Annotated in this window: 23 protein-coding genes; 16 read left to right on the top strand and 7 right to left on the bottom strand. The window is 45.0% G+C overall.

Annotated elements, in window-relative coordinates; all coding sequences use genetic code 11:
• Positions 1-2: 2 nt before the first annotated feature.
• From S2091_RS12835 to S2091_RS12805, 7 genes are all read left to right on the top strand, one after another.
• Positions 3-1,727 (top strand): SulP family inorganic anion transporter, encoded by a 1,725-nt coding sequence (locus S2091_RS12835; protein WP_105532332.1) that lies wholly within the window; start codon positions 3-5, stop codon positions 1,725-1,727.
• A 44-nt stretch (positions 1,728-1,771) separates the two neighbouring features.
• Positions 1,772-1,963, top strand: a complete 192-nt coding sequence (locus S2091_RS12830) for a DUF3460 family protein (protein ID WP_105532331.1) — start codon at positions 1,772-1,774, stop codon at positions 1,961-1,963.
• 50 nt (positions 1,964-2,013) lie between these two features.
• Positions 2,014-2,853 (top strand): segregation and condensation protein A, encoded by an 840-nt coding sequence (locus S2091_RS12825; protein WP_105532330.1) that lies wholly within the window; start codon positions 2,014-2,016, stop codon positions 2,851-2,853.
• Between the two features lie 26 nt (positions 2,854-2,879).
• Positions 2,880-3,719: a pantoate--beta-alanine ligase gene (gene panC / locus S2091_RS12820; protein ID WP_105532329.1), complete on the top strand. Its 840-nt coding sequence runs from the start codon at positions 2,880-2,882 to the stop codon at positions 3,717-3,719.
• 220 nt (positions 3,720-3,939) lie between these two features.
• Positions 3,940-4,380, top strand: a complete 441-nt coding sequence (locus tag S2091_RS12815) for a porin family protein (protein WP_105532328.1) — start codon at positions 3,940-3,942, stop codon at positions 4,378-4,380.
• Positions 4,381-4,462: 82 nt separating this feature from the next.
• A complete protein-coding gene (locus S2091_RS12810; protein WP_105532327.1) occupies positions 4,463-4,708 on the top strand; it encodes a hypothetical protein in 246 nt (81 codons plus the stop codon).
• Between the two features lie 529 nt (positions 4,709-5,237).
• Positions 5,238-5,819, top strand: a complete 582-nt coding sequence (locus S2091_RS12805; protein ID WP_105532326.1) for a cysteine peptidase family C39 domain-containing protein — start codon at positions 5,238-5,240, stop codon at positions 5,817-5,819.
• A gap of 100 nt (positions 5,820-5,919) precedes the next feature.
• Here the strand turns inward: S2091_RS12805 and S2091_RS12800 are convergent, their stop codons facing one another.
• The 3 genes from S2091_RS12800 to S2091_RS12790 all read right to left on the bottom strand — a co-directional run bounded on the left by S2091_RS12800 (position 5,920) and on the right by S2091_RS12790 (position 10,397).
• Positions 5,920-8,055, bottom strand: a complete 2,136-nt coding sequence (locus S2091_RS12800) for an amidohydrolase family protein (protein ID WP_243405410.1) — start codon at positions 8,053-8,055, stop codon at positions 5,920-5,922.
• A 49-nt stretch (positions 8,056-8,104) separates the two neighbouring features.
• Positions 8,105-9,721, bottom strand: a complete 1,617-nt coding sequence (locus tag S2091_RS12795; protein ID WP_105532325.1) for an alpha/beta hydrolase — start codon at positions 9,719-9,721, stop codon at positions 8,105-8,107.
• Between the two features lie 349 nt (positions 9,722-10,070).
• Positions 10,071-10,397 (bottom strand): hypothetical protein, encoded by a 327-nt coding sequence (locus S2091_RS12790; RefSeq protein ID WP_105532324.1) that lies wholly within the window; start codon positions 10,395-10,397, stop codon positions 10,071-10,073.
• A 249-nt stretch (positions 10,398-10,646) separates the two neighbouring features.
• On the opposite strand from S2091_RS12790, the gene S2091_RS12785 reads away from it, so the two are divergent.
• The 3 genes from S2091_RS12785 (at position 10,647) to S2091_RS23860 (ending at position 13,291) form a co-directional block, all read left to right on the top strand.
• Complete coding sequence (locus tag S2091_RS12785; RefSeq protein ID WP_105532323.1) at positions 10,647-11,045, top strand: GntR family transcriptional regulator; 399 nt, start codon at positions 10,647-10,649, stop codon at positions 11,043-11,045.
• The gene (locus S2091_RS12780) at positions 11,042-11,899 is read left to right on the top strand and encodes an ABC transporter ATP-binding protein (RefSeq protein WP_105532322.1); all 858 of its coding nucleotides are present in this window, start codon (positions 11,042-11,044) and stop codon (positions 11,897-11,899) included. Before S2091_RS12785 ends, S2091_RS12780 begins: the two co-directional genes overlap by 4 nt.
• Before the next feature lie 1,086 nt (positions 11,900-12,985).
• Positions 12,986-13,291, top strand: a complete 306-nt coding sequence (locus S2091_RS23860) for a hypothetical protein (protein ID WP_133166908.1) — start codon at positions 12,986-12,988, stop codon at positions 13,289-13,291.
• Positions 13,292-13,345: 54 nt separating this feature from the next.
• Here S2091_RS23860 and S2091_RS12770 read toward each other — a convergent pair whose 3' ends face one another.
• Genes S2091_RS12770 through S2091_RS12755 form a run of 4 tightly spaced genes read right to left on the bottom strand, consistent with a single transcriptional unit; the run spans position 13,346 to position 17,078 of the window.
• On the bottom strand, positions 13,346-14,329 hold the full coding sequence (locus S2091_RS12770; RefSeq protein ID WP_105532320.1) for a fumarylacetoacetate hydrolase family protein: 984 nt from the start codon (positions 14,327-14,329) through the stop codon (positions 13,346-13,348).
• A 19-nt stretch (positions 14,330-14,348) separates the two neighbouring features.
• On the bottom strand, positions 14,349-15,434 hold the full coding sequence (locus tag S2091_RS12765) for a hypothetical protein (protein ID WP_105532319.1): 1,086 nt from the start codon (positions 15,432-15,434) through the stop codon (positions 14,349-14,351).
• Between the two features lie 21 nt (positions 15,435-15,455).
• The gene (locus tag S2091_RS12760; RefSeq protein ID WP_243405409.1) at positions 15,456-16,103 is read right to left on the bottom strand and encodes a class I SAM-dependent methyltransferase; all 648 of its coding nucleotides are present in this window, start codon (positions 16,101-16,103) and stop codon (positions 15,456-15,458) included.
• A 33-nt stretch (positions 16,104-16,136) separates the two neighbouring features.
• Positions 16,137-17,078: a CysB family HTH-type transcriptional regulator gene (locus S2091_RS12755; RefSeq protein ID WP_105532318.1), complete on the bottom strand. Its 942-nt coding sequence runs from the start codon at positions 17,076-17,078 to the stop codon at positions 16,137-16,139.
• Between the two features lie 215 nt (positions 17,079-17,293).
• On the opposite strand from S2091_RS12755, the gene S2091_RS12750 reads away from it, so the two are divergent.
• The 6 genes from S2091_RS12750 (at position 17,294) to S2091_RS12725 (ending at position 23,405) form a co-directional block, all read left to right on the top strand.
• Positions 17,294-18,067 (top strand): sulfite exporter TauE/SafE family protein, encoded by a 774-nt coding sequence (locus tag S2091_RS12750; RefSeq protein ID WP_105532317.1) that lies wholly within the window; start codon positions 17,294-17,296, stop codon positions 18,065-18,067.
• A gap of 70 nt (positions 18,068-18,137) precedes the next feature.
• Positions 18,138-19,832, top strand: coding sequence for a nitrite/sulfite reductase (locus S2091_RS12745; RefSeq protein ID WP_105532316.1), 1,695 nt, complete (start codon positions 18,138-18,140; stop codon positions 19,830-19,832).
• Positions 19,825-20,361, top strand: a complete 537-nt coding sequence (locus tag S2091_RS12740) for a DUF934 domain-containing protein (RefSeq protein ID WP_105532315.1) — start codon at positions 19,825-19,827, stop codon at positions 20,359-20,361. Before S2091_RS12745 ends, S2091_RS12740 begins: the two co-directional genes overlap by 8 nt.
• On the top strand, positions 20,358-21,101 hold the full coding sequence (locus tag S2091_RS12735) for a phosphoadenylyl-sulfate reductase (protein WP_105532314.1): 744 nt from the start codon (positions 20,358-20,360) through the stop codon (positions 21,099-21,101). Before S2091_RS12740 ends, S2091_RS12735 begins: the two co-directional genes overlap by 4 nt.
• 61 nt (positions 21,102-21,162) lie before the next feature.
• Entirely contained in the window at positions 21,163-22,092 is a 930-nt protein-coding gene (gene cysD / locus S2091_RS12730; protein WP_105532313.1) for a sulfate adenylyltransferase subunit CysD, read from the top strand.
• Positions 22,092-23,405, top strand: coding sequence for a sulfate adenylyltransferase subunit 1 (locus S2091_RS12725; protein WP_105532312.1), 1,314 nt, complete (start codon positions 22,092-22,094; stop codon positions 23,403-23,405). The genes cysD and S2091_RS12725 overlap by 1 nt, the downstream gene beginning before the upstream one ends.
• Positions 23,406-23,418: the final 13 nt, after the last annotated feature.

Here is a 23,418-nt window from a genome sequence, read left to right as displayed (position 1 = left end):
ATATGTCGCGCATCAATCTCCACTTCCGTCCCCGTCTGTGGGATGAGTTACTCAGTTACAACCGCAACCGCTTTACCCAAGATTTAATTGCCGGACTCACCGTTGGCATCGTTGCCTTACCTTTGGCGATGGCATTTGGCATTGCCTCTGGCGTTGCGCCGGAGGCCGGGATTTTCACCGCTATTATTGCGGGGTTTCTTATTTCCGCTTTAGGTGGCTCCAGAGTACAAATTGGTGGCCCCGCTGGTGCATTTATTATTGTCGTGTATGGGATTATTGAAAAATACGGTTTAGCGAATTTACTCATCGCCACCATTTTTTCCGGCATCATCATGATGGCAATGGGCGTATTTAAATTAGGCTCGCTAATACGCTTTATTCCTGTTTCAATTGTGATCGGCTTTACCAATGGGATTGCGGTGTTAATCGCCTTGTCGCAAATGAAGGATTTTTTTGGCTTAAATATCGCCAAAATGCCGGGCGATTTTTTTGCACAAATCACCGTCATGGCAGAACAGGCACACACCGTTAATTGGACTGCGTTAGGATTGGCATCAGCTTCGTTGCTAGTTATTTTTGGCTGGCCGCTCTTCCTTACTTTTATTGGTCAGCACGCTCAGCATCAAAAACACTTACTAGCACCTCTCAAAAAAATACCTAGCACCGTAATTGCCTTAGTACTCGGCACGTTAGCTGTGTACTTATTCGGCTTAAATGTCGCTACTATCGGCAGTAAATTTGGTGGCATTCCCCAGCAATTACCTGGCTTTAGCTTACCTACCTTTAGTTGGGTTTTAGTCAAACAGTTATTTGCACCTTCGCTAACTATTGCGCTGTTAGGGTCCATAGAATCATTACTTTGCGCACGCGTAGCCGACAATTTAATGGCAGATGATTTAGATCACCACAAGCACGACCCGAATCAAGAATTAATGGCGCTTGGTGTCGCCAATATTGTGGTGCCATTTTTTGGCGGCATCCCATCTACCGGAACCATTGCCCGCACTGTCACCAATGTTCGTAGCGGCGCAAGTTCGCCCATTGCTGGCATTGTGCATGCGCTGACTTTATTACTGATTGTGCTGGCAGCTGCGCCATTGGCTGCCAGCATTCCTCTGGCAACCTTGGCCGCCATCTTGTTATTTGTCGCTTTTAACATGGGTGAATGGCACGAATTCCGCAAGCTTGGGCACTTCAGCATGAACTACCGGATTATTTTGCTGGGCACATTTTTACTGACCGTTATCTTAGATTTAAGTGTGGCCGTAGAAGTTGGCCTGATGCTAGCCTGTATTTTCTTTATTTATCGTATTTCCAGCGTGACTACAGTTACTGCCATAGATTCCCAACAACTACCAGAGCATGTAGCCGCCTTTTCCATCTTTGGCTCCTTATTTTTTGGTGCTGTCGATAAATTAGAAGCACTATTAAAACCACATCAAATCCCGCCAGAAATTGTAATTTTAGAACTGCATCAACTGATCAATATGGACACCACTGGCTTAGATGGCTTACAAACACTGCAACACACACTGGAAAAATACCAAAGCCAGTTACTTTTGTGTGGAACCAACTCACAACCATTAGATTTAATGAGGCGCGGTGGTTTTATTGACAAAATCGGCGCAGAAAATTGCCTGTTTGATCTTAATCATGCCATCCAGCGAGCGCATGTGCTTTGCGGAACCAGTGCCAGCAAGAACACGCAAAATCAGAGGACAGATTAGGGTAAAATAGCGTTCGTTCCGTTTTTCTTGCCAAGGCGCTCACCATGTTATTTTCGAAACAAAAAACTCGCTATCAGTCTGAAGCCACACTGTTTATTGATGGTCTCAAAAAAGCGAACCCACAATTAGAACAAAATCAACTAACTGGCCGCGCCTTACTGTGGGACAAAGCCCCGCTTAGTTTAGACGAGCAACAACGCTCGCTCGATTCCACAATCACCCGCGACTCGCACTAAGCTAGCATTAGCACCCTTTCTTAATTAGCATCCTTTTTATCTAGCCGCTAATGCTTGATCTGGAAAAAGAACTCCATCAAACCCCAAACAGCACGCCCGACGTGGTGGACGGTATCGCCTATGCAAAACTGTATGGCGAACCGCTGTTCAAAATGCCGACCGACTTATACATTCCGCCCGATGCGCTGGAAGTATTTTTGGAAGCATTTGAAGGACCGCTGGACTTATTGCTCTACCTGATCCGCAAACAAAATTTTAATATTTTAGATATTCCAATGGCGCAGGTAACGCGCCAATATCTTGACTACGTCGAATTGATCCGTAAGAACAATCTGGAATTAGCGGCTGAATATTTGCTAATGGCGGCGATGCTGATTGAGATCAAATCACGCATGTTGTTGCCGGTAAAAACCGGCGACACCGGCAATGAAGCCGATGATCCGCGTGCTGAACTGGTGCGTCGCTTGCTGGAATATGAGCAAATCAAATTAGCGGCTATGGATGTCAACGCCATGCCGCAATTAGGTCGCGACTTTTTATGCGCGCAAGTATTAGTAGAGCAAAATACCGTTCTGCATTGGCCTGATGTCGAAATAGTCGATTTGCAATCGGCCTGGGCGGATATTTTAAAACGCTCCAAATTAGTTGAACACCATAAAATCAGCCGCGAAGAATTATCGGTACGTGAACATATGTCCGGCATTTTACGACGTTTGCAATCGGCCAAATTTGTGGAATTTTCAGAGCTATTCGATGTGTCCCGCGGTGCACCGGTGTTAGTTGTCAACTTTGTGGCACTGCTGGAATTAGCCAAAGAAACGCTGATCGAAATCACTCAAGCAGAAGCCTTTGCGCCAATTTACGTGCGCCTGGCTTACTCGCCTGTCTAACCTTACTTTATCTCCTTACCCCAACCATGAAAATTGTTACCTCCATTGAAGAGTTGCGCGACCAATTAAGAGGCCAACTGCGCACCGCCTTTGTTCCCACCATGGGCAATTTACATGAAGGGCATTTGTCCTTAATGCGCCTGGCCAAACGCCACGGCGACCCGGTAGTTGCCTCGATTTTTGTCAACCGCCTGCAATTTGGCCCGAACGAAGATTTTGATAAATATCCACGCACTTTTCAGGCCGACGTAGAAAAATTAGAAAAAGAAGGCGTCTATGTATTGTTTGCGCCGACTGAAAAAGACTTGTACCCGGAGCCGCAAGAATACCGGGTACAACCGCCAGAAGGTTTGGGAAATATCTTGGAAGGAGAATTCCGTCCAGGCTTTTTTACCGGCGTTTCCACTATCGTGTTAAAGCTGTTTTCTTGTGTTCAACCGCGTGTTGCGGTGTTTGGGAAAAAAGATTATCAGCAGCTCATGATCGTACGCAATATGTCCAAGCAATTTGCCTTGCCGACAGAAATCATCGCGGCAGAAACCTATCGCGCCGAGGACGGTTTAGCACTGTCTTCACGCAATATGTATTTGTCTGAAACTGAACGCGCCGAAGCACCGGAATTATATAAAGCCTTGAACCAAGTCGCCGAAGAAGTACGTTCAGGTCATTTAGATATGTTCCAACTAGAAAAAGCCGCCATGGCACAACTGGCGCAACGGCATTGGAAACCCGATTACATTTCAATCCGCAAGCGCTGTGATTTACAACCGCCTTCCGCCGGCGATTTGGCAACCAAAGAACCGTTGGTCGTCGTGGCTGCAGCTAAATTGGGAACTACCCGATTGATTGATAATTTAGAGGTTTAAGTTGGTGGTTTTAACTTTGCATTCAAGATATCAAAAATCTTAAATCCGTCATACCCGCCAAAGCAAAAATTTCATCTGCTTTTAACGTTCCCCCAAAAATCTCCACTAAAAAATGGCCTATATAATAGGCCATTTTTTCAAAAACAAATAGCATTAATGCATTCAATTTAATAACTATTAATTATTTGGAATTTCAAAAAAATAAACCTAGTATCTGGGAATGGCTACCCAATCTCATTACATTCACCCCATTGCTTTACTCGCATGCATTGCTTCACCTGCATCAGCAGAGCTACCTTTAACTATCGAAGACTTGCTAACCGACAAAGGGAAAGTGACATTCGATGCGACCTATTCCTACGCGAACAACAATCAACAAGGTATTGCTGTTGGCGAACCTATCATCGTGCAGACAGGCCCGACATCCTTTATTACCATACCAACCCGCATCGGTGAAACTCGTACCGACATTGACACCAGCGCAGTCACATTAGGGCTGCGTTACGGCTTAAGCAAAGACACTGAGTTATATGGACGCGGTAGCTATTTATGGAACAACACACGCTCATCTAACTTTTCCGATCTATCCAATAGTAATAGCCAACAATTTTCCGATGCATGGCTAGGTTTAAATTATCGCTTCCTAAAAGATGAAAATTAAATTTAAAAGCAATATATTCAAATTTAAATCAATCGCTCATTATTTCATGGGCGATTGATATTTACTTCATTACGAGATCACTATGACACTTGGGATGTTTGTTACTGCCTTTGCTTTTTATTGCATGTTTACTGCCATACCAAAATATAGAAATAGCAAATATTTTCGTATTATGTTGCTGGCTATAATTATCGTATTTACTTTAGCCATATCTTTAAGTCCGAAAGAAATCGACTTAATTTATCGCCTCATGCTGGGATTTGGATATGGCTTGATGATCGTTATTTTCGGGATATATGTCGCTAAGCAAAGAAATAAAAAAGGATAAAAGGGGGAGTTGGACTTAGCTGCGCCACATAGATAAATATCGTGATAAAGCCTATTAAAAAATAAGATGACGTGCAAACAACAAAACATCAGTTCAAATGAAAGCGGGGTGCGTATGTTAGCCTTTTTATTGGAATTTATCGCGGGGATGTTATCTGGATATTTTCAATAAACCAAAACTTCAATACTAAAAATATTTACCATTTTTTTCTTTGTATTTTTTGGATCAATCTGCATTGTTGCTGTGTTTAATGAAAATGTTCCACTCAAATCTAGCGCAGAAATTGTGGCAATGATTTGTATAGTGTTAGCTCTTACCGCACTAACGACAGCAGCTGTTTGGTACGAGCGTAAATATTACAAACAAAAAAAGAAATCAGAGTAACGGTTATTACATCAGAAAATAATATTTTCAACTTATCTTATTAACTTACTCGTTTAGATCAATGGGAAACACCGAGAAAATTATATCAGCCGTGTTCCTACTACTATTTGCAAGCAACCTGATTTGAGCATCAGAAGTTGCTCACATTCAAAGTTTTAGCACCAACGGCAAACTTCCTATTCAAAGCTGGAAAACGTTACGCGATGCACGCATAGTCAAACAGAATTTTGATTACTCCTGCGGCTCCTCTGCCATTGCCACAATACTCAATGAATTTTATGGGCAACAGGTTACCGAAGAGTTGGTGTTGAATACTATAGACAAGGGCGATTTACGTGCCTCGTTTGAAGATATGGCGCGGATATTGCCACAATTTGGTTTTCGCGGAGTCGGCTACTCGGCTTCTTTTGAACAACTCACAAAACTTAAAGTGCCTGTCATCGTCTATTTAAAATATCGTAAGAATGACCACTTTTCTGTTTTACGTGGCATAGATAATGATACGGTTTGGCTAGCAGATTCTTCCACCGGCAATCGCTATTACAGCCGCAGTCAATTTATGGCAATGTGGGAAACAAGGAATGCTGAAACACTTAAGGGAAAAATTTTAGTAATCTTACCTACGCAGGTAGATGTTTCTGCTAAATCTGATTTCTTTACAAGCAGCCCGAAACGGCCAACAGCGCTATCAACAAAACTGCAATCAGTACGCAATTTTTTGCCCTGAGCCAAGTTACTTTCGATGAATAATATCTTCAATAAAATCCATTGTTTATTAACGGTTACGCGTGGGCACAAAAGCGTGCCCACCCTACAAACTCTAGCTATTAATCCTTAGCATCCATTCCAAACCGCCCCATTTGCGGAGCAACACCACCAACACCACTAGTAGCAATTGATGACGATGTAGGCGCTAACGCTTTCATCATTGGCGGGTTTTGCACAAACGGTTGAATACCTAATTCCTTATCAATCTCATGCGGATAAATCAGCTTGCCGCGTGTGATGACTAAAGCCACTTTACGGATATCGCCGATATTCATTGTCGGATCGCCATCAACCAACACTAAGTCAGCAAGTTTACCTGCCGTGATTGATCCACGCTCATTTGTTGTACGTGTGTATCTGGCGCCATTGCGGGTTGCAACTTGTAACGCTTGAGCTGGAGTCAAACCAGCTTTTACGTACAGTTCCAATTCACTTTGCAAAGTAAATCCAGACAAGGCATCGGTACCGGCAACTAACGGGATACCGGCACGATACATGCGACCGACGAATTCCACCATTTTGTTGTAGGAAGCCAGATAACGTTTAGCTGTTGCGTCGTCAGGGATCTTCATCTGTCCAACGCTAAAACTACGCTTCACGTCAGGCGGCATATGGTCGGCAATCGCTGCGTACGGTTCGGCCATGTCGCCGTCGCGCTGTTTAATGAAATCAAAGGTAGATAAGGTCGAATCAATCACCGTATGGTGTGCCTGCAACAAGGCGATAAAATCTTGCACTTCTTTGGAATCAAAATCTAAATCTGCCACTTTTTCAGCTGGAAGATAAAAACGATCCAGTGTGCGGGTATCTGTGGTTGGGGTAACTAAAAAATTCAACAAAACTTGATTGATATGCTGGATCTCATCAAACCCCTGCTCTACCACTTCCTGAGCGCGCATAAATACCGGCACATGGCCGCTGACACGCATACCGTGACTATGAGCGTAGGCTACGATTTCTTTTACATCTTCATGTGGGAAAGAATTGTAAATTTTAAGTTGCGGATAACCGTGCTCTGAATACCAATCAACTGCATGTTTGGCTTCCTTCAAATCTTTAATCACAAAGCCCATTTGCGCGGCATACGGGCTATTTCCCTCTAAAAATCCAGAAGGTACCAGTTGTGGTGAAAGCAGTTGATCGGCAGCGATTTCATCAATCATTTTCTGCATTTCAGCGTTGGAATTACCCATGTCACGCACGCTGGTAACACCGGCAGCCAGGTTCAGTCCGCCTGACCAACGATCTACGTGACCATGCATATCAAACAAGCCCGGCAATAGCACTCGGCCAGCCGCATCAATCTCATTGTCTGCGCCGGCTACTGGTGAACCAGCAGCTAACACCTGGGTGATTTTGCCGCGTAATACATATACGTCAGATGCTGCGCCAAGTTGAGCGGTTTCACTATCGAATACGCGGGCATTGCGTATGACGGTGAGCCCGGTCATCGCATGTTGAGTACGGGTCGCTAATTCTTTAAGTAATTTGTCCGACGCCAGACTTTGGTGCTTAGTTAATTCAGCGGTATTCGACTGCCACCCGTCTTCAATCAGGGTCGCATAACCGGGCGCAATGGCGGCAAACAAACGCGGTGACTTACCCGTTGTTGCCCAATAAAACTGAGGGTTAAATCCTATGCCGGTTTGCGCCAATAACTGCACATGCTGACTTTTACCGCCCAGCTTTACCACCATGTCATCCACCTTATGCTGACTTAAATTACCAGAAGGAAGTAGCGGGAGATTATTATCTTTACGCTTGGACAAAGCGGTAATACCTAATGAAGCAACTTCATAGGATGAATTCATCGGCAGGTAGAAAGCCGAAGATGTGGCAGGCCCGTCCACTTTTTTACTGCCATGTTCCGATGTGGAATGCCACTCGGCTTGCGACCCGGTTTGAGTAAAATGATCGTCAACGACGGCACCGAAGGTCGATGCGCCTTTAACTTCATACTTGCTCATCGTGCCATCAGGAGCCAGGTGAATATTTTCGTCTAAATCGGGGCCGCGACCATTATCCTTAAAGGTGAAATGAACCTTCACATCGCCTTTGTCATTACTATCTACTATCTGTTTTCCGGCAACGGTGCCGTTATCCAGGATAATGGTATAACGCGTGGTTTCTGCTGCATTAGCTGCATAGGCGCTCATGACACTGAGCATGGCAATTGCCATTACTTTTGATTTCATTTTCTTCCTTTCGTTATTGTTGCAATAGAAGGTTCTGCTCAATCTCTGACTACGGTTTTCCCCAACTAACACCAGGTCGTGCAACGGCATACATTTCCTTGGCGATTTGATTCGTTAAGCCTGATTTATCATCACCCACCGCATACACGTCAAAGTGGCTGCGGCCAGGTAAAAAAGTGAACTGCGCTCCGGCATTTAAACCGTCTAACACAGCTTGCATGCGATGTGCTGCACCGTCTAAATAGAACGTATCGGCCGTGCCGACGTACAAATGAATCCGGCCTTGCAAATCGGCACCGCTCGTCGCCCAATTTTTTTGTACGATGTTGGCCAAATCATAGTGATCATGCCAATAGGCGACTACTTTCGGATCAACTACGCCGGTTTGGCGATTAAACATCGGCAGTGGTTTACCGTCTTCACCTTTCGGTGAAAACACCCAATCAAACGAGGCGATTTGCCCACCATACGGGCCGATGACTTCTTCCATGCGTGAAAATTGGCTCAGCGTGGCGATTACCTTGCCGTCCATGCGCATAATCGGATAGTCGCTGCCATCTGCCCGGTGATATATATTGGCATTCGGCGCGTACAGATTAGGCCCGGTAAAGTCGTGGAAATCACTTGGGTCTGGCGATGTAGACCAGGTGCCACCGAATGTTTTTGGATAATTCACTTGCAGTTGCAGAGTAGCCCAACCGCCGCTGGAATGTCCATTCAGGAAACGGCTGTTCGCTACCGCATCCATGCGGTAATGCTGCTCTAAATATGGGATAAATTCGGTGGTCAGCGCCGCGCCCCACGGGCCGTTGTTCACGGAGTCGGCAAATTCATGCGTGCCTTGCGGTATTGATTCATCGAGCATGACCCAGATCATCGGAGGAATTTGGCCGCTATCCATTCGCTCACGAATTTTTAACCCACTATTGAGCGAGTAATCAAAATTACCGCCAAAACCGTGTGTCCAATAAACAGTTGGATAGGATTTGTTGACTTTATTATCATAACCAGGCGGCAAAATTACCCAGGCGTTGAGTTGTTTAGGGCTACCCCAAAAACGGCTTAATAACGGGCTGGTAAAGTGCTCTTCACGCACCACATCGGGCTTCACCTTAGCCAAAATTGCCTTACGTTCCGCAATCCGGCGTGGATCTTCCTCTGGATGCCGAACCAGCGTCATTGCTGGAAACGCACCGCCGGGGGTCCAGTTTATTGTCACCACATCGCTGATCCAATGCTTTTTGTTACGACCGCCGTAGTTATAACTACGGTCCACATCCAGCACCGCCTGCGCTTGATATTTACCGGCCGGCAAATGAGAAAATCCAGCAGGAAAAGCGATGTCATCCGCATCCAGCAACACGCTAGCACCGGGAGCCACGTCGCTGACATCCTTAGCCGCAATCTGAGTGGCACTGATATTAAATATATCTGAATCTACTTCTTTGGCGCCGGTTCCCGGCTTGAGGAAAATCAGTAATCGCCCGCTCAAAGGCTCACCCACTGTTGCAGCAGTTTGCACACGTATCATCACGTGCTCGGTTTTATTTGTGGCAGAAGCAGGAGCGGCAGCTTGTATCGATTCAGCAGCAGAAACAAGTGAGCAGGAGAGTAGGCCGGCAAGTGCGGCTGCAATAAACCGACTTCCGAATGAATGGGGTCGCATGAATAGCCTTTAGTCAGGAGGGTAAATAAGGGTAGTAATAGAAACCACCTGCCCCCAACAAACCAAAAGCATTTAGGGAAATACGTGGTTTAAAAAGAATGATGAATGTTGCCACGGAAATATTCTCGGTGCAACATTTGATTGACGTAGAATTTGTGCAAAATAGCCGATCACTTATTTTCAAATTAGTTGCATTTGAGCTGCAAATAATTTGTAAATTCCTCGCAAATTATTCGCATACAAGGCGGGTAATGGCATCGCAACTTTAATTTCAGCATACATCTGTATATAAATTACATTACCAATGGGAAACCCATCCGATTTTGCTCAAACTACGCTGAATTCAGCTTCAGAATGACAGTTTATTGGCTTGAAAAAATTGTCCATCTTCCCCTACCCTAAGCAGGCCAGCCGCTGGATCAATCTGAAACAGGCTGTCCAGCAGGCGCCATTCTAAATCGGTATTGAGTTGAGGTTGAGCGCGCTCCAGCCATATCCAGCGGCTGATTAATTCAGGCTCTTCATCAACGAAGGCCAGCATGGCTGAATGCCGAATACCTTGCAACAACGCCAACTCGGTTGGCCGACGTGCTTGACCGGAAACCGTGTAGCCGTCGCCATGCCAGTTGAGCGTATTACCTAAGGCATTTAACAGTTGCCCTGGCTGGGTTTGCATAAAAGTAATGGCATCGGCAAATGCTCCCTCGCTTGTTCCATCGCCTGCTCAGTTGCCTTGAAAGTGCCAAATTCAGTGTAAATACGAATCGCAACTGACGACGGCAGCTCGGCTTGACCGCTGCTTTTGAGGCAAGATAAAGCGCATACATCATTACCACTTCTTTTTTACAAAAAACCCACAAAAAAAATAAATATTGAAACTCCAAAATAAGTGTATTAGTATATCAATACAGCATATGGAGGAACCATGCCAGATCCATCGACCCAACTTTTTTCAGTAGCAGTCGGTTCATCCGAACCGATTTATCGGCAATTAATTGAACAAGTAACGCGTCTGGTTGCCAGCGGCAATTTGCAATCGGGGCAAACCCTGCCATCGGTACGTGACATGGCGAACGCGTTGGCAGTGAATCCGATGACGATCTCCAAGGCCTATAGCATGCTTGAAGCTAATGGCGTTTTAGAACGTCAACGCGGAATAGGTATGGTGATTGCGCATCATAAAAATAATATCCAAAAAATCCAGCATCGCGTTGAATTATTAAATCCGACTATGGAAAAACTGATTTTTGAAGCAAACCAACTTGAACTCGACGCGGACACCGTCATCACTCAGCTCACCATATTATTGAAAGGGTCAAAATGAATCACCCAATTATTCAGCTAAGTAATATCGTCAAATCTTTCGATCAACACTCCGTACTGCGCGGCCTGAACTGGGAAGTCGCTCCAGGTTCGGTAATTGGTTTATTGGGGCGGAACGGTGCAGGTAAATCTACCTTATTAGAATCTGCGTTAGGCTTGCGCGACATTGATAGCGGCAGCAATTTATTATTTGGTGAATCCGTTAAACACTTAAGTGAAACGACTAAAGAAAAAATTGGTTATGTGCCACAACAATCGGATTTATTTGAATGGTTCACTCCGCGACAAATGCTAGCGTATTTCAAGTCGTTTTACCCACGCTGGAATCAGGAAAAAGTCGATGGATTAATGAGTCGCTGGGCAATTCCACAAGACCGTTTAATCAGCAAGCTTTCCGGCGGTGAAAAACAACGGTTGTCGATTATTCGCGCTCTGGCGCATGATCCTGACTTACTGATATTAGATGAACCGGTAGCCAGCCTTGACCCAGCCGGACGGCGTGATTTTTTACGCGAGCTGATTAATGACGTAATTCAACGCGAAACCACGGTAGTTTTTTCTACCCATATTTTGTCTGACCTGGAACGCATCGCCATGACGGTCGCCTTTTTAAATGATGGCGTAATCAAGCTGCAAGAACCGCTGGATAACCTGTTAGAAAACACCGTGCGCATCGTGACCGACAACAGCAAGATTGCATCGTTTTCCAAAATATTAAGCCGCACTGAAATTGACGCAAACCAAAGTAGTTTACTAGTGCAACTTACTCCACAAGAATTGCTCTGGTCACAGAAAAATTTCGTGAATATGGAAGCGATTGGATTAGAAGATTTGTTTATTGATCTGACTGCTTAGGAGAAAAAAATGAGAAATTATTTCCCCTTTTGGTTGATGCCGTTTCAAGTAAGGAAGAATCAAGGATCAATGCTGCTTTTAAGTGTAATTTTATTTAGCCCTTTGATTTTAATTCCTAGTATCTGGCCTGCTACGCACAATCTAATCAGATCGCTCTCTCTAGGATGTGCAATTCCTTTCGGTTTTTTAATCATTGCCTATTGGGCTTCTTACATCGTCAATTTACGCCAGCAACTTAGTCCTATCAACACTCATTTACTACCGAAATTAAAATCGCGGCTATTTTACGCAACGCTTATTTTGTGGTTACTAATTTCAATTAGCGCAGCGCTTATTTTTGGCTTATTTTTTAATCGGGCCATGCAATTTTGGATAGCGATAAGTTTTTTGATGTGTTATCTGACATTCCTTATGAACGGCAACTTCATCGCATTGGCTTTGTATGGTGTTTTCATATGTTTCAGCAAACAAATTTGGCCGGTTTTTTTATTATTGAGCAGCAATTACACGTTCGAAATTTGTGCAGCCAACTTGCTATTTTGCTGCCTGCTTCTCATTCAATTAACGCACCCCAGCCAAATTCAAGCTGAACGATTACAGAAAAAATTTAAAACACTTCGGAATTGGGGCAATGGCGATAAAGCTGAAAAAAATAAATACGAATTACTGTTCGAAAAAAATGGAACATCGGTTTATCAATTTTGCGTACAAAACCGAATTAGCGCGAAAAAATCATTATTTTGTTATGGATTAAGCCCTAGCGCGCATTGGTCTCGTGTCTTAAATATCGTCATATTAATCAGTGTCGCCTACATCTTTTCGCAATTGCTTATAGGCACCAATATCACTTCAAAAAATCATTTATCGGAGTGGACAGTAATAGCATTCATGTCGATAAATTCTGGAGTGCCGCTTTCCTTTATCACAGCCACTTGGCAAGCCATTCACAAAACAAAAAAAGAACAGTTATTGATGAGCTTGTTACCAGGTTCGCCCTCACAGGAAAAATGTAATCGCATTTATTTTCATTACGTCGTGCGAAACAATTTAATTTCATTAATCACCTATTTTTGCACTTTATTAATTGTGAAAAACATTTTCAATTTACCATTTTTCAGCTGGGATTCCATTCTTTTATTTAGCAGCTTACCTTTATTTTCCATGCTGTTGGTTGACTACAGCAAGTTCACCTATAGCACCAACGACATTATGCTTAAACTGATATTGCCATTTTCAATTATTGCCACTATCAGTTTCACCTGCGTTTCATTTTTTGAGATCCCCATCTGGCAATGGGACAGTGGCTTGCTCGTAATCAGCGTAATGTTATTAATCTGGCGCTGGAACAAAATGATGCAAGCACCTCCTGCATTTCCAGCAGGGCGCGCTTGATTTAATGTGAAGTCGTCACTCCCGCACGGGGGTGACGATTTAGAGTGCTAAAACCTAATCACGCTGTTCAAGCTTCTGCTCAATCGCGCCAAAAAGTGATTTTCCGTTTTTATCAAGCATATCAATTTTAATGGTGTCGCCAAATTGCATAAATGGCGTTGTGGCCACATCGCTGGCAATTATTTCCAAAGCGCGAGTCGCATAAATACTGCTATGTCCTTTATTTCCCTCTTTATTAAACACCGCGCCAGATGCGACGATGGTGCCCGCTCTGGCATTACGGGTTTTAACCAGATGTGCGATAAGCTGCGGGAAGTTGAAAGTCATATCTACGCCGGCATTCGGTTGCCCGACTAATTTGCCATTCAAACTGGTGCGCAGCGGTAAATGCACTTTTCCTGCATTCCATGCTTCGCCTAATTCATCGGGGGTAATGGCAACTGGTGAAAAGCTGGTAGTCGGTTTTGATTGAAAGAATCCAAAACCTTTTTCCATTTCAGCCGGAATCAACTCACGCAATGACACATCATTCACCAACATCAACAAGCGGATTTGCTCTGCGGCCTGGGCTGGCTTTGATCCCATTTTCACATCGCCGGTAATGACGGCGATTTCACTTTCAAAATCAATACCCCAAGCTTCATTGTCCAACAAAATATCGTCGCATGCGCCGATAAAATCATCTGACGCCGCTTGATGCATTAGCGGTTCAGACCAAAACGCTGCTGGCATTTCCAACTTACGTGCGCGGCTCAGCAACTCAACATAAGCGACATAAGCAGAAGCGTCCGCAAACTGGTAAGCGCGAGGTAACGGTGCCATGCAATTTTTAGGATCAAAGTCAAAACTGTTCGCAGCGCGTCCCTGATTTAACTGCACATATAAATCATCGCACTGTGGTGCCATAAATGCCCAGCTATCCAGCAAATCTTGCATGCTTGGTGCGATATTCGTTGCGATGACAGCGGTTTTCAAATCGCGTGAAACGACCATTAATTGCCCGTCACGGCTTCCATCTTTTAAGGTGGCTAATTTCATATTGAGTAGAAGTTTTAATTTAATTAAGGCTCGAATCCGGCTTGGACAACACCGAATTAGGTAAGTAACCAGGGCGTTCCAACACTTCAGGAACCAAGCTTGAATTCCACGGCGCTTTGCTTGCTTGCGACAGAAACGGCTTAAACTTTTTCCCGAACTGGTAGGTGTAAGCAAAGCGAATAGCGTTGTCTGAAATCTGCCCGTCATTCCACTGGGTATGCGCCAATTTAACGCCGAGCTGATGCCCGTCACGCAGATTAAAATCAAATCCGGTAGAGAGATTACGCTCTTGCGCATTGCCTTCCAGGCTGGCATTATACTTCACCGTCGGGAATAAAACCTGACTCCATTTAATGCTGGTATTGACGCTTAGAATCGGATCTGTGCCACTTAAACTGTCGTAAGATAAACGCTCACTACCAATGCCAATTTTTAGTTTTGCATCCGGCAATGGTGAAGTTTCCAGACCCACTCGCATTCCATATAAACTACTTCCAGCAATATGCTGCTGATTGTCACCAGACACCGTCGCGGTGGGTAAAAATTGGCTCTGACTGGCACTGGTGTAACCACTAAATTCAAGACCAGTAAACCATCTTTTATCAATAAAATAGCGGTAATTCAAACCGCTACTAAATTGATTTAAATTCAAATTATGATTGCCATCACTATCAACATTCACCGTGCCATGTAATTGCGCCAAGCTAAAGATCAGTTGTTGGTTTGCGCCAAAACGCCACCCCATATTCATCACCGTTTCAGCTTGATCCGGTTTGGCAGACACCAACCAGCCTAGCGTTGTTTCAGGGATTTTTTGAGTGGTGAAATCAACGTCAAGCGATGCGCCTTTTTCGCCCTTAAAGTCCTGCATCACCGAAAATCGAGCGCCATCCAATGCGCCTTTAAATTGCAAACTACCGCTTTGCGTCGGCATTAAACTGGCGTCAATTGGAGCTGGTTCGGGAATATTAGGCAGCGCTACTTCTGAACTTGAATTGCCGACAATCGTAGTTTTTCCCGAATTATCATGATCGATCACATCTGCCCGCACCAGCGTGCAGGGTAATAAAAAGCTGATCAACAGTAAAAGTAATCGCGAAGTCAAAGCAGGGTCCTTAATTTACGCTTAGCGCAGCACGCCAGTCAGCATCCAGTAATAGGTGCCGCGCACAACGCGAATGTCACGTGCATGCTGGGTTAATTTTTTACGCAGAGTACTATCGGTGGGGAAGTTTTTTATCACTTCATGACGACTATCATCCGGCAAGCGACGAATTTGGTAGGTGTTACCTTCCATATCAGTACGTGCAATCGGCGTGCTACTTCCTTCTACATAGCAGTTATCAAACATCACAAATACGCTACCGCTACCGCACGTTTTTTGCAGACCTTCCAAAAACGCCGATTGCTCCGAGCGTTTTACATGCGACCACCAAAAACCCGCTACGCAAGCATTAAAGTCGCCGTCTGGTAAGGCAAACGCATCCGCTTCTTGAAAGCTAACGCGCTCTGCTGGCATTTGCTTTGCTCGCGCTATCGCTAACATTTCTGCATTAACGTCAGTTGCCACTACTTGACTGGCAATTGCCGCATACAACTCAGTCCAATAGCCGGTACCGCAGGCTACTTCCAGCACTTTTTTGTCTTTCAACAAATGTTGTAGTTGCGTCGCAATGCCGATCAATTCAGTTTGACGTTCCGGGAATTGATATATTTCTTCGTAGTGCGCTGCACGTTGGGCGTAGTAGTTATGTAAATTTGTATTCATATTCATTAGTTTTATTCTAAGGGCTTACAAAAAACTGCCTTATAGTTCGTAATTATCTTTGGTACCTTGTAATACCTGATCAATCAATTTGCGATTTAAAGTAGGGGCGAGCAATTCAATAAAGGTATAAACATAACTCCGTAAATAAGCGCCTTGCTTTAAGGCGATGCGTGAAATATTCATACCAAATAAATTCCCTACCGGAATCGAGCGTAAATTTTTATCTCGTTCCGCATCAAACGCCATGCCAGCAATAATCCCTACACCCATGCCAAGCTCCACATAGGTTTTAATCACGTCGGCGTCGATTGCTTCCAATAAAATATCGGGCTTAATCTGGCGCAAGGCAAATGCGTGATCAATTTTATTTCTTCCTGCAAATGCGCTGTCGTAAGTAATTAAAGGATAGTTGGCGATTTCTTCCAGGCTAATTACTTTCAACTTCAACAAGGGATGGTCTAACGGCACCACAACTACGTGTTCCCATTGATAACAGGGCATGGTGATTAAACCGTCAATACCGGCAATCGATTCGGTGGCAATCGCCAAATCCGCCTGATCACGCTGTACCATTTCAGCAACTTGTTTAGGGTTGCCTTGCAGCAATGATAAGCGCACCTTAGGATATTTTTGCATAAAAGCCTGCACCACCGGGGGCAAGGCATAACGCGCCTGAGTGTGCGTCGTGGCGATGGTTAAACTGCCGCTGTCTTGCGCTGCGAATTCACGGCCAATTTGTTTTAAACCTTCAATTTCTTGCATAATCAATTCAACTGACTTCAATACTGAACGACCCGGCTCGGTCAGGCCGCGAATACGTTTGCCGTGGCGCGTGAAAATATCCACACCTAATTCTTCTTCCAACTCAATAATTGCCTTAGAAACACCTGGTTGCGAGGTGAATAAAGCTTTTGCCGCTTCGGTCAGGTTGAAATTTTGCCGTACTGCTTCACGCACAAAACGGAGTTGATGTAGGTTCATGCTGTCCTTACTTACTCTTAAAGCAATTTAAGCATCTAATTCTTTATTGAATAGATGCATTCAACTAACATTCAGTTGCCAGAATACCAAAACTTAGTTTGAAACATGAATAGTCATTCTTATATATAGCTAAATCACATATAAGCAAATAAATACTAAGTAGTTTGGAATAAAGGCATAGTTTATTACGATTGCAGTTCTTTGTGAGAGGCTTTATGACTTTATCTTATGTAATTTCTGGGTTTGTAGTCGGTATTCTGGTTGGTTTAACCGGAGTAGGCGGCGGCTCGCTCATGACCCCCTTACTCACGTTGCTGTTTGGCGTTTCCCCTACCGTTGCCGTTGGCACTGACTTAGCCTTTGCCTCCATTACCAAAACGGCTGGCACATTTACCCACAAATTACGCGGCACCGTGAACTGGCGCATCGTCCGTCTGCTCTGCTTCGGCGCATTACCGTCTGCAGTATTGGCGGCCATTTGCTTAAAGCATTTTGGCGCTTTAGATAAAGAAATCGGCCAAATTATACGCTATACCATTGCCGGTTCGGTTTTACTGACCGTTGTAGCACTGTTATTTAAAGGCAGGATGTTAGCGTGGCTTAACAGCCATCCTGAAAAACAGTTACAAGGTCGCTCGTTAGATGCCGCCACCATTATCGCTGGCGCTGTGTTGGGTGCATTAGTCACCGTTTCTTCAATAGGCGCAGGCGCAATTGGCGCAACGCTATTAGTAATGCTGTATCCACGTTTAACAGCTGCTGAAGTTGCCGGAACCGACATTGCCTACGCAGTTCCTTTGACTGCCATCGCGGCAATTGGGCACTGGTGGTTAGGCTCGATTAACTGGGCATTACTGTTCACTTTATTAATTGGTTCAATACCTGGAATTATTTTAGGCTCAATGGCAGCACGTGCTGTTCCAGAGCGAGTTTTGCGTGTGGTACTGGCATCCACTTTGACTTTGGTTGCTGCAAAACTCATCTACTAAATTAATCCACTGAATCGTATTAAATTCTAAAAAATAATTACTTTACGCTATATCTTTGCAAGGAAAGTCGATGTATCGCTACGACCAGCACGATCACCAGATCATTAAAGAACGCATTGCTCAGTACCGTGACCAGGTACGTCGCCGTTTGGCGGATGAACTGACTGAAGAAGAATTCCTGCCGTTGCGTTTGCAAAACGGTTTGTACATGCAGCGTCATGCTTATATGCTGCGTATAGCCGTTCCGTATGGCATGTTGTCCAGCGCGCAATTACGTAAATTTGCCTACATTGCCAAAACATATGATCGTGGTTACGGACATTTTACGACCCGTCAAAACATTCAATTTAACTGGATTGAGTTAGAACAAACGCCTGAAATTCTGGAGCATTTGGCCAGCGTAGAAATGCACGCGATTCAAACTTCCGGCAATTGCATGCGCAATATCACGTCGGATGAATTTGCCGGTGTTGCGGCGGATGAAATTATCGACACACGCCCTTATGCTGAAATTTTGCGTCAATGGACCACTTTCCACCCTGAGTTTGCATATTTACCACGTAAATTCAAAATTGCTATTAATGGATCCAAAGAAGACCGCGCCGCCATTGCGGTGCACGACATCGGCTTAACGGTGGTTTATAACGAAGCTGGCGAAGTTGGCTTCCAGGTGATGGTTGGCGGCGGCATGGGTCGCACGCCGATTTTGGGTAGCATCATCCGCGAATTCCTGCCTTGGCAGCACGTGATTACTTATTTGGAAGCGATTCTACGTATTTATAACGAATATGGCCGACGCGATAACAAGTACAAAGCACGGATTAAAATCTTAGTAAAAGCCTTAGGTGCAGAAGAATTTGCACGTCAGGTTGAAGAGCAATGGGCTGACCCTAAAGATGGTCCGGCAACCATTACTGAAACAGAATTCAAACGCATAGCAAGTTACTTTACTCACCCTGCTTATGTGACGTTACCTGAGCAGAACGCAGAGTTTTCTGCCCACTTGGCTGAAAACAAAGCATTTTCAAATTGGGTGCGGCGCAATGTGAAACCACACAAAGTGGCCGGCTACCGTAACGTCGTATTGTCGCTTAAAAAGCCAGGTGTGCCACCCGGTGATGCGACTACCGAACAAATGGACTTTATCGCTGATTTAGCAGATCAATACAGCTTTGGCGAACTGCGTATTACGCATGAACAAAACCTGGTGTTAGCCGACGTGCAATTGTCTGAGTTGTTCTCGTTATGGGAAGCGGCTAAGGCGCATGGTTTAGCTACACCGAATATTGGATTATTGACCGATTTAATCTGCTGCCCGGGTGGTGATTTTTGCTCATTAGCGAATGCTAAATCGATACCGATTGCTTTGGATATTACCGACCGTTTCAGCCAGCTTGATTACCTGCATGACATTGGTGAATTAGACCTGAATATTTCCGGTTGCATCAACGCTTGCGGACATCATCATGTCGGCAATATTGGCGTGTTAGGTGTCGATAAAGACGGAAGCGAATGGTATCAAGTATCGATTGGTGGCACGCAAGGTATTAACGCTGCCATTGGAAAAATTATCGGGCCATCTTTTGCTGCGGCCCAAATGCCGGAAGTAATAGAACGCTTAATTAAAGTCTATTTACGTGAACGCTTTGAAGATGAAAAATTTATCGACACAGTGCAACGTTTAGGTATTACCCCATTTAAAGAATTTGTCTATGCAACACCGATTCACAGCACGGTATTGCATGGGGAGGATGAATATGTCTGAACTTAAAATTAATTACGAAATCATTAAAGACCGCCAGGTTGTATCCGATAGCTGGCAGGTCGTGCGCTTGGCCGAAGACCAAACTGCGGAAACGGTAACCGTACCTGAAGGTCCAGTAATTGTGCCGTTAGCAGTGTGGCAAGCGCAACACGAAACTCTTGCTGCTCGTAGCAATGTCGGCGTTTGGCTGGCAAGTTCTGAGCGTGCTGAAGAATTAAAAAATGAGGTAAATGCGCTGCCAGTCATCGCTGTTGATTTCCCTAAATTTTCTGATGGACGCGGTTATTCGATTGCGTATAATTTACGTTCGCGACTTGGCTACCAAGGTGAGTTACGCGCCATTGGCGATGTATTGCGTGATCAATTGTTTTACATGCAGCGAGTGGGGTTTAATGCGTTCGCGACACGCCCAGACCGTAACATTCATGATGCGCTAAAAGGCTTGACCGATTTTAGCGAAAGCTATCAGACTTCGATAGATCAAAAGTCACCACTATTTCGTCGCATAGAACGACCTGCCGCAATATGACCCAAGCCACTACTCGTAATACACTGAATGAACCTGCCGGTTTTGCACAGCGCTTAAACGAAACTCAAATAACTCTGGCGCGTATCGCCAATGCATTTTCGCCTGCCGTTTTTGCTTCAAGTTTAGCCGCCGAAGATATGGTGTTGACGGATCTGATTTTAAAAAATAAAACCAATATCGGCATTTTTTCACTTGAAACTGGCCGCCTTCCTGTCGAAACACTGAATGTGCTGGAACAGGTTAAGCAAACCTATGGTTATCAAATTAAACTTTTTTATCCAAACCCGGCAGCCGTGGCTGCCTATGTGGAAAACAAAGGCTTAAATGGTTTTTATGAAAGCGTGGAGTTACGCAAGGAATGTTGCCAAATCCGCAAAGTAGAGCCTTTAGGGCGCGCGCTAGCCGGCAACAAAGCCTGGGTTACCGGGCAACGCCGCAGCCAATCCAGCACCCGCGCCAGTCTTGACGTGCAAGAGCAGGACGAGGCGCATGGTTTGGCCAAATTTAATCCCTTGGCGGACTGGTCTGAAGACGACGTTTGGTACTATCTCCAGCAACATAAAGTGCCTTACAATGCTTTGCACGACCAAGGTTACCCATCCATCGGTTGTGCGCCTTGCACACGTGCGATACAGCCAGGCGAAGATATTCGTGCTGGACGCTGGTGGTGGGAAACGCCGGAAAGTAAAGAATGTGGTTTGCATGTAGTAGATGGCAAACTGGTTCGAATACAAAAATAATTAAGCTGAATATAGCTGTAATTCACTACTCAGAAATTAAGTAATTCTCAAGGTTTAAATTATGAACGCACCCCAGCAATTTATCGATGCAGCCAGCAACCGCCATTTAGACTGGCTGGAATCTGAAGCGATCCACATTATGCGCGAAGTTGCCGCTGAATGCAGTAACCCTGTGCTGTTATTTTCTGGTGGAAAAGACTCCGTCGTCATGTTACGCTTGGCTGAAAAAGCCTTCCGCCCCGGCTCGTTTCCATTCCCATTAATGCACATCGATACTGGCCATAATTTCGATGAAGTGATTACATTCCGCGATCAACGTGCTGCTGAATTGGGCGAACGCTTGATCGTACGCTCGGTGGAAGATTCAATAAAGCGCGGCACCGTACGTTTGCGTAATCCGGCAACTGACTCTCGCAATGCAGCGCAAGCAGTAACGTTACTAGAAGCGATTGAAGAATTTAAATTTGATGCATGTATCGGTGGCGCACGTCGAGATGAAGAAAAAGCCCGTGCCAAAGAACGGATTTTTTCATTCCGCGATGAATTCGGCCAATGGAACCCGAAAGCGCAGCGCCCGGAACTGTGGGACTTGTACAACACCTGCGTACATTCCGGACAAAACATCCGCGTGTTCCCTATTTCCAATTGGACCGAACTCGACGTTTGGCAATATATTGAACGTGAAAAATTAGCCCTGCCGCCTATCTATTTCGCACATGAACGCCAAGTAATTCCGCGCAACGGCTTGTTAGTTCCGCTCACTGATTTAACACCAGCCAAAGAAGGTGAACAAGTGGTGACGCAAGTGGTGCGCTTCCGCACGGTTGGCGATATTTCCTGCACCTGCCCTGTCGCGTCCGACGCGGCAACTGTGGCTGAAATTATTGCTGAAACGGCGATTACACAAATTACCGAGCGCGGAGCAACCCGCATGGATGATCAAACGTCCGAAGCCTCGATGGAAAAACGTAAAAAAGAAGGATATTTCTGATGAATGCCGCAATTAAACTACAAGAAATAACAAAAGAGCGCGGTCTATTACGCTTTATAACGGCAGGTTCGGTCGATGATGGAAAGAGCACCTTAATCGGCCGTTTGCTGTTCGATAGCAAAGGTATTTTTGCCGACCAGTTAGACGCCATGTCGCGCGCTAAACACAAGCGTACGGTCGGCGACAGCATTGATTTGTCGCTGTTAACTGACGGCTTGGAAGCCGAACGCGAACAAGGTATTACTATCGACGTGGCCTACCGCTATTTTGCGACGCCTAAGCGTAAATTCATCATCGCCGATACGCCAGGCCATGAACAATACACGCGCAATATGGTTACCGGCGCGTCCACTGCAGATGCAGTGATTATTTTGATCGACGTATCCAAAGTTAAATTTAATGACGACGGCTCCGTTGAGCTATTAATCCAGACCAAACGCCATTCCACTATCGCCCATTTACTGCAAATCGAGCATGTGATTGTAGCGGTGAACAAGATGGATTTAATCGACTTTAACCAAACTAAGTACGACAAAATTGTCGCCGCTTATCAAGAGTTTGCGAATCAATTAGGTTTGCGCGATGTAACACCTATCCCGCTGTCAGCCTTAACCGGTGATAACGTCGTAGATAAAGGCGATAAATTAAACTGGTACACGGGCCCAACCTTAATTACCTTATTAGAGTCACTCAGCGTATACGATGCTTCGCACGACGAACCATTACGCTTCCCCGTGCAGTTAGTAGCGCGTCACAACGGCCATGAAGCGAATGATTTCCGTGGTTACATGGGACGGATTGAAGCCGGAAAAGTCAGCATTGGTGACAAACTAATCATTCAACCTAGCGGTCAAACTGGCACGGTTAAAGATATTGTGACGTTGGATGGTTCCTTACAGACTGCGGTAGTTGGTCAATCGATTACGCTGCTGCTGAATGAGCATTTGGATATTTCACGCGGTGATATGTTAGCCCAGGCAACTCGTCCTGCTACCTTGGTGAGTAACCTTGAGGCTGATGTTTGCTGGCTCTCCGAAGAACCGCTCGATTTTAAGCGCAAGTATTTACTCAAACACACCACGAAACAGGTTGCAGCGCGGGTGACAGCGATTGAGTCGCTGTTGGATATTAATACCCAACAAACTCATACTGCGACCAACTTGCAGCTGAACGATATTGCACGCGTAAAAATCACTGTACAACAACCCTTAGCGGCAGATAATTACAATGAGATTCGTAGCACCGGCGCATTTATTTTGATTGATCAGGTTACCCACCAAACAGTTGCGGCTGGCATGATACGTTTGGGTTAAACTACTCAACAAA

Source organism: Solimicrobium silvestre, from assembly GCF_002976435.1.
GTDB classification, from domain to species: domain Bacteria; phylum Pseudomonadota; class Gammaproteobacteria; order Burkholderiales; family Burkholderiaceae_D; genus Solimicrobium; species Solimicrobium silvestre.
This window is presented reverse-complemented; position numbering and strand designations above follow the sequence as displayed.